This is a genomic window from Microbulbifer mixtoriginis (SeqCode) (assembly GCF_052467705.1).
Genome location: NZ_CP174322.1, coordinates 1,595,289 through 1,608,050 on the forward strand (window position 1 = coordinate 1,595,289; position 12,762 = coordinate 1,608,050).

The 12,762-nt window shown below is 50.8% G+C and carries 10 protein-coding genes; 4 read left to right on the top strand and 6 right to left on the bottom strand.

Annotated elements, in window-relative coordinates:
* Positions 1-2: 2 nt before the first annotated feature.
* From ACJJIB_RS07045 to purM, 5 genes are all read right to left on the bottom strand, one after another.
* Entirely contained in the window at positions 3-776 is a 774-nt protein-coding gene (locus ACJJIB_RS07045) for a type IV pili methyl-accepting chemotaxis transducer N-terminal domain-containing protein (RefSeq protein WP_444888342.1), read from the bottom strand.
* 481 nt (positions 777-1,257) lie between these two features.
* A complete protein-coding gene (locus ACJJIB_RS07050) occupies positions 1,258-2,637 on the bottom strand; it encodes an OmpP1/FadL family transporter (protein WP_444888343.1) in 1,380 nt (459 codons plus the stop codon).
* 247 nt (positions 2,638-2,884) lie between these two features.
* On the bottom strand, positions 2,885-3,604 hold the full coding sequence (locus tag ACJJIB_RS07055; RefSeq protein ID WP_444888344.1) for a DUF3108 domain-containing protein: 720 nt from the start codon (positions 3,602-3,604) through the stop codon (positions 2,885-2,887).
* Positions 3,605-3,682: 78 nt separating this feature from the next.
* On the bottom strand, positions 3,683-4,336 hold the full coding sequence (gene purN / locus ACJJIB_RS07060) for a phosphoribosylglycinamide formyltransferase (protein ID WP_444885713.1): 654 nt from the start codon (positions 4,334-4,336) through the stop codon (positions 3,683-3,685).
* Positions 4,336-5,397 carry a phosphoribosylformylglycinamidine cyclo-ligase gene (gene purM / locus ACJJIB_RS07065; RefSeq protein ID WP_444888345.1) on the bottom strand — a complete coding sequence of 354 codons (1,062 nt, stop codon included), beginning with the start codon at positions 5,395-5,397 and terminating at the stop codon, positions 4,336-4,338. Before purM ends, purN begins: the two co-directional genes overlap by 1 nt.
* 276 nt (positions 5,398-5,673) lie before the next feature.
* Between purM and ACJJIB_RS07070 the strand changes: the two genes are divergently transcribed.
* The 4 genes from ACJJIB_RS07070 (at position 5,674) to ACJJIB_RS07085 (ending at position 10,651) form a co-directional block, all read left to right on the top strand.
* Positions 5,674-6,771: a DUF2066 domain-containing protein gene (locus tag ACJJIB_RS07070; protein WP_444885711.1), complete on the top strand. Its 1,098-nt coding sequence runs from the start codon at positions 5,674-5,676 to the stop codon at positions 6,769-6,771.
* A 1-nt stretch (position 6,772) separates the two neighbouring features.
* The gene (gene hda / locus ACJJIB_RS07075) at positions 6,773-7,486 is read left to right on the top strand and encodes a DnaA regulatory inactivator Hda (RefSeq protein ID WP_252085029.1); all 714 of its coding nucleotides are present in this window, start codon (positions 6,773-6,775) and stop codon (positions 7,484-7,486) included.
* Positions 7,487-7,762: 276 nt separating this feature from the next.
* Positions 7,763-8,698, top strand: a complete 936-nt coding sequence (locus tag ACJJIB_RS07080; protein WP_444888346.1) for a universal stress protein — start codon at positions 7,763-7,765, stop codon at positions 8,696-8,698.
* A gap of 135 nt (positions 8,699-8,833) precedes the next feature.
* Positions 8,834-10,651 carry a DUF885 domain-containing protein gene (locus ACJJIB_RS07085; RefSeq protein WP_444888347.1) on the top strand — a complete coding sequence of 606 codons (1,818 nt, stop codon included), beginning with the start codon at positions 8,834-8,836 and terminating at the stop codon, positions 10,649-10,651.
* Between the two features lie 85 nt (positions 10,652-10,736).
* Here ACJJIB_RS07085 and ACJJIB_RS07090 read toward each other — a convergent pair whose 3' ends face one another.
* Positions 10,737-12,614 carry a DUF885 domain-containing protein gene (locus ACJJIB_RS07090; protein ID WP_444888348.1) on the bottom strand — a complete coding sequence of 626 codons (1,878 nt, stop codon included), beginning with the start codon at positions 12,612-12,614 and terminating at the stop codon, positions 10,737-10,739.
* Between the last annotated feature and the right edge of the window lie 148 nt (positions 12,615-12,762).

Below are 12,762 nucleotides of genomic sequence, written 5' to 3' on the forward strand. Positions count from 1 at the left end.
GGCTATTCTCTTGAGTCCAGCAAGCTGGCATATTGCTTGGTAACGACATCCATATCGCGCAGCATCAAGTCTGTAGTGCCAGTAATTACTTGAATCTGACGCTGTTCAGATAGTTTCATTTCCCCTTCAAAGCCTCGGCTGGCATAACTGAGATGATCTTTGGCTTTGAGAAGGTTGCTGCTGATTTCAGGGGTGTTGAGTGTGCTTTCCAGAAGGCGGGTTAGGCGACTGGAGTACTCTGTAAGGTCTTGTTGTAGCCCTTGCTCCGCTTCAGCTGGTGAGATGTTCCAAAGTTTAGCAGCATAATTCTTGCAAATTCTTTGAGAAAGCATTCGCTGCCGACCGGCAATGTTGATTAGTTCGGCAGAATTGTGATTGGCAAGTTGCTGTAATTTAACCACGTAGCTGTGCGTTTCTGTTAATAGTTTATTGCTGCGCAGGAATAAGTCGGTTGCTCCTTCCCTGGTTACCGGTTGCAGACTGAGTTGCTTAAAGGGTTGCCATTCGCTCTGTACTTTTTTTAGCTGATCTTTGATTTTTTCTGCAGCTGGGAACGTATTAAGTTTCTGATTGTTACGCTCGAATTCCTGCACTGACCGTTTCAATACTTTCTGGTGGCGTTGTGCTTCGGGTTGTATACCGTTTAGGATAAATGCTTGCGTGATTCTTTGAGATAGCATTCGTTGACGCCCGGCTATATTAATTGCCTCTCCCATGGATAATGCTGCAACATCAAGGCTTGCTATTAATAGGAGAAATACCACGGTTAGTTTCATGTTTTACTCTTTTGGTTTGACTTTTTAAGTTTGAGGTTTTGGGCCTGCCTGCTAGTTTTTCTGCTACCCCATTTCAGACTTATTAATGAGAGGATTACCTTTCTGTTTTAGAGCCACTGTTGTCACTCACTATGGCATGTTACAAAAATTATCTAGAAAGCTGGTGTTCTCGATAAAGTCATTTGGTTTTCTTTTAAGTGAGTGTTATTAATTTGTATATTTTCAATAATGAGTCGATTTTCGATTTTCGATTTTCGATGTTGTGTTGTTTTTCTTAATTGTTGAGGTGGCTATATAACAAATTACTTTCGATAGATATCTAACCACTAATTCTTAATATTGCTATTAAGTGGTATTGATGCTGATGCTGATGGGGGTGAGGTGTTGGTGGGTTTGGAGGCGCTAGGGTGAGAGGTCGATAGGAGAATTAAAAAAGGCCCTACCGGGGTAGAGCCTTTTGTTTGTCGAGAGGGCGAACTACTTAGAAGCTATAGTTTACACCTGCACTGAATAGCCAGGCCTCGGTCTTGGTGGTGCCGCCATCGTAGTATGCGAAAACAGCTCCAGGCTCTGAAACTTCCTGGATTCGCTCATCATCACCCCAGATGAAAGCGAAGCCAGCATCAACACTCAGGCGATCATTGTGAGTGTAGGTGCCGCCCAGGGTCAGCCATTGACGGTCGGTATCGGGGATAGACAGTGTGCGCCAAGTAATTGGTAAATCGAAGCCTGTCTCTTCTCTAATAACTTCCTCTTCGTGGCGATTGAAGCCGTCACGAGCTGCACCTTCGTCATGGGCGTAACCAAAGCGTACGGTTACATTGTCATTAAAGAAGTATTCGGCGGCAAGGCTGAAGCGGGAGCCGCTCTTAAAGTTTTCCTCTTTAAGTACTTTAGGGTCCCACTCGGCGCCGCCCGCTGGAACAAATGCGGCTAGGCGCTCGAAGCGATCCCAGTTCGTGTACATATAGCCAACAGCGATAGCCCAGTTGTTATCGTAACGATGGTATAGACCCAGCTCCAGGGTGTCGGGTAGGTTCAGGGTCAGGCTGCCGCTGGCATCATCAAAGGGATCTTCTGCGGGGGTAACATCCGAATTAACATCACCCTTTAGCTTGGGGTCGTACTTTGCGTGGTAAGAAATACCTGCGCGGGTGTTGTCACTAATGCGCCACAGGGCGCCGACTGTCCAGCTTACATCCCAGCCATCCCCTTTAACATCCAAGATAGTTGCATCGGCCAGAGCAGGAACAACATCGTAATCTGTGGGGAAGGTGGTTAATAATTCTGCTTCGGCGTAGAGGAAGTTAATAGATGCGCCGATACTAAAGGTGTCATTAATATCGTAAGCAACAGAGGGCTGGATATTAAGGGTCAACAAGTTGGTTTTGTTGGCGATGATGGTGCCGGGGAAGCTGTCGGGGAAATCAGTCTCAAGACCGAAATCTGTGTACATAGCTAAGCCCCAGGACCAATCGTCATTGATTGGTGCTGCCAGATACCCATTGGGGATAAAGGCGCTGGTGGCATAGTCACTAGCGTCAGCCACAGAAGAGCTAACGGCAACATATCTGCCAAGTTCAGGGACAAAAGCGTAGTTAGTAACTGTTCCGGCCACGTCGATTTCGGGGTCGACGTAGGTGAGGCCGCCAGTCAAAGTATAAGTATCAAATAGTGCAGAACCAGCCGGGTTACGGGCTAGGATGGAGGCATTATCACCGATAGTGTTTTCGGCAGCGAAGGCACGGCCAAGGCCGGATGCGCTGGTTTCCTGTAGGTAGAAGCCCGCGGCCATAGCGCCTTGGGAAACGGAGCCGATTGCTGCGGCTAAAACTGCATGTCGCAGGTATTTCTTATTCATGAGAGCCCATCTCTAAGTCTGCTGATTACTGAAAACCATAAGTAGCATTGGAAATGCTGGGATATGGAAGGAAGGCCATTAGATTTATATAGATGCCTTCCGTTTTCGTAGCAAATCCCTCGCTTTTAAACAGGTTAGGCAACAAGGAATTGCCTGTGCAAGGGAAAGGAGTCACTTTATAAAGAGAAAGGAGGCAAAAATCCATCAAATGTGAACATTTTTTTTGCCTCTGTAAAAAAATGGTAATTTATTGGCCAGCACCGACACTTTTGCCATTGATAGATAGCTTTTTCAAAGTAATTTGGTACTTTTTGCCATTCTCCTCACGTTGTACCAGCTTCACTAGGGCGTAGTTCCATTGAGGCGCAATCCAGACGGTCGTCTCTCTTTCTGAGTCCGCATCTCTAACCCGGCGTACCTTTATTGCTTCTACTTTTCCCATTGGTGTTTTTACTACTTCGGTGCCCTCTTTGGCGAAAGTGTACTTGCGAATCTTCTTACCATCGGCGACCTCATATTGGAGATTTTCTTTGCCTGCGGCGACATCCAGTGTTAGCTGCATTTGGTAGCTCAATTTATCCAGGATGTTTGGCGATACGTTTTCCATATCCCGTTCTGGGTTGGAGACGTTGAACACCATGCCTTTGTCGGGTTCGAAGCTGAGAACTGTACCGCGATCGCGGCCGAGTCCTTTGCGGCGATACTCATAGTGGTAGGGGGTAATATTGCCGTCCTGGCTGATAAAGCGGGAATATTCTTTAATACTGGCAAAAAGCGCAAAGGTATTAAAGTCCAGCCGCCAACTCCCTTCTTGCCCAGTAAGCTCACGAGTGGCTGTAACACTAATGCCGTTGTACCTTGCGGTATAAGTCGCCTTAAAGGGCTCCAATTGGCTGGCGAGTGATTGAGTGGAGAGAAGGAGAAAAAACAGAGAGGAGATAAAAATGCGCACGACAGAGCCTCGCAAAATCTGAACCTCTTTGAATACTAGCTGGCGCGACCCGCAAAGTACATTGCAATGCTGATCCCGCCAGCTTGGCTTTGCTTAACTATCGATTCTGGCGCCACTAAGAGGTAGAAGCTCGCCGTCCAGTTGCGAGCGGTCTGCCAGCATTTTTAGGCGCCCCTGGGCAAACCAGGTAACAGCCATGGGGTAAATGACGTGTTCCTGTACCTGAACCCGCTTTGCCAAAGATTCGGGAGTGTCCCCTTCCTTTATAGGTACGGCGGCTTGAACGATGGGTGGTCCGCCATCGAGCTCTTCGGTGACAAAATGAACGGTAACACCGTGCTCACTATCACCGGCTTCCAGAGCACGCTGATGGGTATGGAGCCCTTGATATTTTGGCAGTAAAGAGGGGTGAATATTGAGCAGGCGACCGCTGTAGTGGCGAACAAACTCGGGAGTGAGGATACGCATAAACCCGGCCAGGACAACCAAATCCGGCTGATGGCTGTCGATTTCTGCGATTAGCGCCTGGTCGAAGCTTTCTCTGCCGGAGAAGTTGCGATGGTCGACCACTGATGTGGGGACTCCGGCCTCGGTGGCGCGCTTGAGGCCGAAGGCCTCGGGCTTATTGCTGATTACTGTGCAGACGGAAAAGTCTGCCCCGGCATTTGCCGAGGCATCCAGGAGCGCCTGCAAGTTGCTGCCGCTACCGGAAATCAGCACGGCAACTTTGCATACTCCCTGTGACATTACAGGCCCGCCAGCTCTACGGCATCTGCGCCTGCCACAGCATCTTCGATTTTGCCCACGACGAAGGCGTCTTCACCTGCTTGCTTCAGGGTTTGCAGTGCTTGGTCGGCTTGTTCCGCAGGTACGCAAATTACCATACCGACACCACAGTTGAAGGTGCGGTACATTTCGCGGGCGTCGATGTTGCCTGCCTGTTGGAGCCAGCGGAACACTTCGGGCATCTCCCAGCTAGTGACGTCTACACGAGCAAGACAGCCTTCCGGGAGTACGCGGGGCAGGTTTTCCAGCAGGCCGCCGCCGGTGATGTGGCTGAGGGCATTTACCTGGACGCTCTTCATCAGTTGCAGCAGATTCTTAACATAGATGCGGGTGGGAGCCATCAATGCCTTGGCCAGCGTTTCACTACCGCATTCCTGTTGTAAATCGGCGTCACTGACTTCGAGTACCTTTCGGATTAAAGAGTAGCCATTGGAGTGGGGGCCGCTGGAAGCGAGTCCAATGAGCACATCACCACTCTTTACTTTTTTGCCATCAATAATCTCGGATTTCTCCACGACCCCGGTGCAGAAACCGGCCAGATCGTAGTCGTCGCCTTCATACATGCCGGGCATTTCGGCGGTTTCGCCACCGACCAGTGCACAGCCTGCCAACTCACAGCCTTTACCAATACCGGAGACAACCTCAGCGGCGATATCCACATTCAGCTTGCCAGTGGCATAGTAGTCGAGGAAGAAAAGTGGTTCGGCACCTGCTACCACCAAGTCATTGACACACATAGCAACCAGGTCGATACCAATGGTGTCGTGGATGCCCAGGTCCATCGCCAGGCGTAATTTGGTACCCACGCCATCGGTGCCGGAAACCAAGACTGGCTCTTTATAGCCGCTGGGGAGTTGGCAGAGAGCGCCAAAACCGCCCAGGCCTCCCATGACTTCCGGACGGGAAGTGCGTTTGGCGACATGCTTGATACGCTCTACCAGGGCGTTACCCGCGTCGATATCGACACCGGCGTCTTTATAAGAGAGGGATGTTTCAGCGGATTGCGGCTTGGAATCGCTCATGATTCTTCCTGCAGTGGGTCTTCGAAGGGCGCGTATTCTAGCCGGGTCTTGGTCCGGTAGCCACGCCCAGTGGGCATCTCAATGAAGGAATCTGGTATTTATCTTCAGTTAAACGGCTAGAAACCCTCTAATAGTGAGAACTCGGGGCTGAGAGAAGTCGCCGACGCTGATACAATAGCCCCAATTTTTATCCCAGCCGTGGATTTTGGCGTCTTGCGCAATAACAACGATTTCGTGCAAGCTCACGGGTTGGAATGAGGTTTGGAGAAGAATCCTATGCACAAGCTGCTCCGGCAGGGATTGGTGTTGCAGTTTTTGGTCCTGTTGTTCGGTGCCCTAATTCTGCCAGTCCAGGCTCGAGTTATCTCGGACCTGTATGAAGTGGTCGAGGCTGTACCGAGCCGTGGGGCTACTGACCGCGCGAGTGCTGGCAGCCGGGGGCTGGAGCGGATATTTGTGCGTGTCACCGGAGACGCCGCAATTGGCAGTAATCCAAATTTGCAGCCTATCCTGAAGAAAGCCCAGCATTTCCTAGAAGGTTACCGCTACACCAGCGAAGATAACCAGCTCTACCTTCATCTCTCTTTTGATCCCCAAGCTATTTCCAGGCAAGTCCATCAGTTGGGTTTGCCGATGTGGCCCAATAATCGCCCCGGTACTCTGGTGTGGCTGGCTGTGGATACCCTAAAGGAAGGGCGCAGTATCCTCAGGGAAGAAGATGCCCCGGAGCTCTTTTCGGTATTGGACGCTATGGCTGTGGAGCGCGGTGTGCCATTGGATTTCCCGGTGATGGACCTCAATGACCAGCACAATATGCCTCTTGGTGACCTTTGGGCTCAGAGTGAACAGGCCGCAGAGCGCGCTGGTTTACGCTACAGGCCGGATGCCACTTTGATGGGGCGCTTGCTTCAGGCGTCGGGGCGCCGCTGGCAGGCTGATTGGTTATTACTGCACGGTGGTCGCAGTTATGCCTTTGATAGCAATGGTGGCTCTTTGGAAGAGGTTGCACTGCGCGGTGTTAATCAGATGGCTAACTTGCTTGCCCAACGCTATGCCGTGCGCCCCGGTATTGAGGATGCCCAACAGGGCTCAATTTTTGTGGAGTTATCTGGCGTGGATAGCTTTGCCGATTACGCAGAGGCCTCGGCCTATTTACAGGGACTGGCGCAGGTGAGCAGTGCAAATCTCCTTTCTGTGGAGGGAGATCGGATGCGCTTGGCATTGAGTGCCACCGTAGGACTACGCAATTTGCGCGATACCCTGGCGTTAAATCATAAGTTGCGAGCACATGGGGACGAGGATGCCATTGAGTTGAATGGGCACCGTGCACCTTTGGGCAGCGCTGATAATCCGTTGCGCTATCGTTGGGATTGAGATGAGTATTCCGCAACAGTTGCCGCTGGGAGTATCCCTGCGAGACGATGCTACCTTCGATAACTTTTATCTGTCGGAGTCGGACCCCAACCGCCAAGTTGTAGCTCTGCTGCAGTCATTTGCCAGTGGGCAAAATCCCGAAGCGGTGATTTACATCTGGGGGGATGCAGGAAGTGGTGTTAGCCACTTGCTGCAATCTGCTTGTCAGAGTGCCGAGGCCAATGGTCGCAGTTTCCAATATATTCCTATGGCTGAATTGATGGCCATGGACCCGGTTGTACTGCTCGACGGCCTCGAGCAGTTGGATCTGGTGTGTATTGATGACCTGCACTTGTTAGAGGGACAGCCCGAGTGGCAGACGGCGATGTTCCATTTATACAATCGGGTCAGAGACAGCGGTAGGCAGTTATTATTAGGGGCGCGAAAATCTCCGCGGGGGATGGATATCTCCTTGGCTGACTTGTTGTCGCGCCTGCAGTGGTCGCTGGTATTCCAGTTACAGCCAATGAATGATCGCGACAAAGTGGCTGCCTTGCGCAGGCGCAGTCGCCTGCGCGGCTTCGATCTGCCCGAAGACGTGGCACAGTACATTTTGCACCGCGCGCCTAGGGATACTCGCGCACTGTTCCTGCTGTTAGAGCAGTTAGATAGGGCCTCCCTGATGGCACAGCGTAAAATTACCATCCCCTTTGTAAAACAGGTGCTGGATATCTAGGGTATCCAATTTGCCCCTAAGCCTAACTCAGTAGTTGACCTAGGAGACTGTCAAAGAGTTCTGGGTCATCTGCCGCCGCCCCCCTATAAAAATCTCCCTTTGCTTCCTCTTTTGTTCCCAGTTTTGTATTCCATCTGGTGGTGACTAGAGCTGCACTTCTATTCTTCTTCTGTGAATTGGCTTTCATCGACCATATTAAATGGTGGTGGCCGCAGGGGCTGCATGGTGGTCTCCGTCTGCTTTTACCTCCAATGCCCACAGTTAGAGAAAATTGTTATGCCGAATATTCATAAAGTCCTCTATGTGAGCCATGCTGCTGAAGATGAGTCCAGTGGGTTGTTACAGGCTTTTGCCATAGCCCGCAATAATCATGCAGAAATTAAGGTGCTGCTGGTTTGCCCAGCGGTACCGGCGGGGTTTGAGGACTTTAGTAGCTTCTGTGTTAAGGCAATGCTGGAACGTGTAAATGAAGGAATTGCCGCAGCTCGAGAGCGTATGAAGCTGTCGAAAGAGCAGGTGAATATAGAGATCGAATCTGACTGTGGTCCACGCCCCGCAGAGAGAGTTATTCGCCGCGTACTTAGCGAAGGTTACGACCTGGTAATTAAAAATGTGGAGGGGCTGAGCCAGCTCAAGGGCTTCAAAGCCATTGATATGGAGTTATTACGCAAGTGTCCCTGCCCAGTGTGGCTGTGTCGTCCCATAGAGCGTGTGCACACTGAGATAAGGGTGGCCGTGGCGATTGACCCCGAGTGTGATGAGGGGAGTACTTACGATCTGGCGATCCGCTTACTACGCTGGGCGCGGGTGTTGGCGGATAGTTGTAACGGTATTTTACACGTTGTTTCCTGCTGGGATTATGACGTTGATGAGTTCTTGCGTCGTCACTTCCCTATCAGCGCCTCTGAAGAGGAGTTGGACCAGGCTACAGAAGCGGCTCGAGCTCAACACCGCTCAAAATTGGATGTACTTATTCGGGCTGCGGGTATCGGCGGGGATATTCAAGTTCACCATGTCATTGCTCACCCAGATAGCTATATTCCCCTGCTGATCGATGAGGAGGAGCTGGATCTCCTCATCATGGGTACTGTGGGTCGTGCGGGTATACCCGGTTTTATTATGGGAAACACTGCCGAGAATATTCTGCAAAAGGTGAGTTGCTCTCTGCTTGCGTTAAAGCCCAGTGATTTTGTTTCTCCCATCAAGATATAGCGCTTAATATGGGCATGCGGTGTGTCGGCAGTATAGTTTTTTCTATGATCTAGCTGGCCATGGCTCACTCAGGGTAGGGCCGTCATGGGGCGGAGAGGAGTTAGAACCGCAATATCTATATTAGGAGAATAAAAAATGATTAAAACGTTGGCCAAATGGCTTGGCGGTATTTTGTTATTGGGGGTGGCGGCGGTTTCTGTTGTTGCGGTCAACGCGATCTATTTTAAACCCTGGTCAATAGATGTGTACTTTGAGCGGGCCTTTTTCAAGCTCGGCAGCACCAGTCCAGAAATTCTCTCCCAGTTGCGATTGCTCGAGCAGTTTGGAATCGATGGACACAATGCCCATCTTGATGACGCTTCTGAGGCTGAACAGCAGCGCCAGATGCAGATGATTAAGGATGAGCTTGCCGTTCTGCAGGAGTACGATCGTGCAGGCATGGATGGCCAGCAAGCGATCTCTTACGATGTATTTGCCTACTTTCTTGGCAATATGGTGGAGGGGGAGCGCTGGAAACACCACAATTATCCGCTTAACCAAATGTTTGGAGTGCAAAACAGCCTGCCGGAGTTTCTTGCGGAAGTGCACCAGATTCATAATGTCAAAGAAGCGGATTATTACCTTTCCCGCCTGAGTGAGGTTGACCGCAAATTTTCACAGGTGCTTGATGGTCTAAAAATCCGTGAGCAAAAAAACATCCTGCCTCCCCGCTTTGTTATCGACAGCGTGCTGGAAGAGATGCAAGAGTTTATAGCGGTACCGGCCCATGAGAATATTCTTTATACCTCCCTTGAAGAACGCCTAAATAAAGTTGAAGATCTGGCCGATGGGGAGCGGGTGCGTATCCTCGCTCAGGGAGAGGCCTTGATTGATGCAGAGGTATATCCTGCATATAAGAGTCTGATTGCTTACTATCGTGAGTTACAGCCCAAGGTTTTCGAAAATAATGGTGTTTGGGCGCTTCCTGATGGGGAGGCGTTTTACGCGTACCAGGTTCGTAGCCACACCACAACGAATTTGTCCCCCGAGGAGTTGCACCAAGTTGGTATTGAAGAGGTGGCAAGAATAGAGGGGGAAATGAATCGTATTTTCTCTTCAATTGGGCAAGATAGCGGCAGTATCAGCGCCCGCTTTTCTGTGATTAACAATGATCCCCAGTTTTTATACGAAGATTCGGATGAAGGGCGCGAGCGCATAGTTGCCGACTACCAAGCGATGATCAATGAGATTAATTCTGGGCTAGGAGATTATTTCGATGTGAAGCCGGCGATGGGGGTTGAAGTACGACGGGTACCAGAATTTAAAGAGCAGGGCGCACCGGGGGCTTACTACAACCCTCCGGCAATGGATGGCTCCCGTCCGGGAGTTTTCTATGCAAACCTGCGTGATGTTCATGAAACCAAGAAATTTGGTATGCGCACGCTGGCCTATCACGAAGCGGTTCCCGGCCACCACTTCCAGTTGGCGATTGCTCAGGAGCTAGAGGGTGTGCCCACTTTCCGCAAATTGGGTTTGTTTACGGCTTACGCTGAGGGGTGGGCACTTTATTCTGAGCAGGTTGCCAAGGAAGCGGGCTTTCAGGAAAACCCCTACGATGATCTTGGCCGTTTGCAGGCCGAGATGTTCCGTGCGGTGCGTTTGGTGGTGGATACCGGTATGCACTACAAGCGCTGGAGTCGCGAAGAAGCCATCGAATATATGGTGGAAAAAACTGGCATGACCGAAACCGAAGTGACCACAGAAATCGAGCGTTACCTGGTAATGCCTGGGCAGGCACTGGCCTACAAGGCTGGAATGTTAAAAATTCTGCAGTTGCGTGATCGGGCCCAGGCGGAGCTGGGCGAGGCGTTTGATATTCGCCAGTTCCACAATGTGGTGCTGACCAATGGGGCCTTGCCATTGGCAATCTTGGAGCGCCAAGTGGATGACTGGATTGCAATTAAAAAAGGATAAGGTAGTTTTTAACTCCTTTAGATAGTTGCAAAAAAGGCCACTCTGAGAGTGGCCTTTTTTATTGGGTGCTATTTACCCGGTGAAGTTAGCTCTTAGCTTTAACGCTTGCAACCCAGCCGTCTACCAGTTCTTCGAGAACATTTAGAGGTACCGCACCGTTAGCTAAAATGGTGTCGTGGAAGCCGCGCACATCAAATTGATCACCCAGCTCGGCTTTGGCTTTCTCTCGCAGCTCAATAATTTTCAGCATACCGATTTTGTAAGCCGTCGCCTGACCAGGCAACACAATGTAACGCTCGATGGCTTTAACCACATCGCCTTTCGGGTTTGGTGTATTTTCAACCAGATAATCGATAGCCTGTTCGCGAGTCCACTTTTTGGCATGAAGTCCGGTGTCTACTACCAGGCGGCCGGCACGCCACAGCTCCATTGCCAGGCGGCCAAAGTCTGAGTAGGGGTCTTCATAGAAGCCCAGCTCTTTCGGTACTAGCTCTGAATAGAGGCCCCAGCCTTCGGTGTAGGCGGTGTAACCGCCGTACTTACGGAATTTGGGGATATCCTGAAGCTCTTGTGCGATAGAGAGCTGCATATGGTGACCTGGAATGCCCTCGTGGTAAGCCAGTGCTTCCATTTGGTAAGTGGGCATATCTTCCATGTTATACAGGTTGGCGTAGTAAATACCTGGGCGCGAGCCATCCGGCGCCGGGCGCTGATAGAAAGCTTTACCTGCGGATTTTTCGCGGAAAGGTTCCACAGCTCGTACATCCAGGTCGGCTTTGGGCTTAGTGATAAACAGCTCGTCCAGGCGGCCCTTCATAGTGTCGATAATGGCGGTAGCTTTCTCCAGGTATTCCGCTTTACCTTCCTCAGAAGTGGGGTAGTAGAACTGCTTGTCGGTACGCATGAACTCGAAGAATTCTTGCAGGTTACCCTCAAACTTCACTTTGCGCATAATCTCGCGCATTTCATCGTGAATCCGCGCAACTTCCTTGAGGCCAGTCTGGTGGATCTCATCGGCTGTCATATCGGTGGTGGTGTATACACCGAGGCGGAACTTGTAGAAGTCATCACCGTTGGCCAGCTTCCAGGCGCCGTCATCGGTAGTGGCTTTCTTTTCCAGTTCCTGTAAGTAGCTGATCAGTTTTTTGTACGCTGGGCCAGCGCTCTCTTGCAGGGCGGTGCTGGCTTTATCGATCAGCGCTTTTTTCTGTTCGGCGCTGATTTCCAGCTTTTCGACTTTACCTTTGAAGTCAGCAAAAAGCGGACTGTCTTTCTCACCTTCAAAAGGTGCGCCGCTGATCAGGTTTTGTGAGTCGCTGATCACATAGGGGAAGACAAACTTCGGCACAATAGTACCGGCCTTGGCGTTGGCTTTCAGGTTCTCTTCCAGTTGGGCAAAGTATTGGGGCATGCCGTTCAGTCGGGCGATGTAAGCCTCGGCATCACTCACTGCATCGATACGATGCTGGCTGATCAGCAGGGATGCCGCACTGGTATGGGTGGCATACATCTGGTTAACCGGGTAGTAGTGGTTACGCCACTTGTAGCCTTCAATGTCTTGCTCAAGATTGCGCTTGGCAAGACGCAGGCTCAGGCGAGTGGCTTCATCCAAAGTATTGGGGTCAACCTTATTAAGCTCGGCGAGCTGGCGCTTGTTAATTTCCAGTGTTTCTTTGGCGAATTCTGGGGAGAGATTATCCCACTTATCGTAATCTTCTTTTTTGCCCAGGAAGGTTTTGAACTCCGGACTGCGAGACAGATGCTCCTGGAAGAAGTCCTCGAACATCTGGTTTACCTGCTTGATGGCCTCTTGGCTCACCTTGGCAGTGCTGTCTTGAATGGACTTGCTTTCCGCGGTGACGGAGGCAGCATTCTGCTGTGTAGCTTCGGGGGCGCCGCGGTCACAGCCACTGATAACCAGCGCGCTAATGGCAGCTGCGATCAGGGTTGGTTTCAACTTCATAAGCATATTCCCAGTGTTCGGATAATCATTGCTATATTGTGCCACTTGGGTGGCATTCTTTAGGTTTTTGAGCCAATTCTGGCCGCGCTTAACGTGGCGAGAACAGCGCACTCCAGAGGGTATTGTGCGCACTAGATGGGTCTTTGAC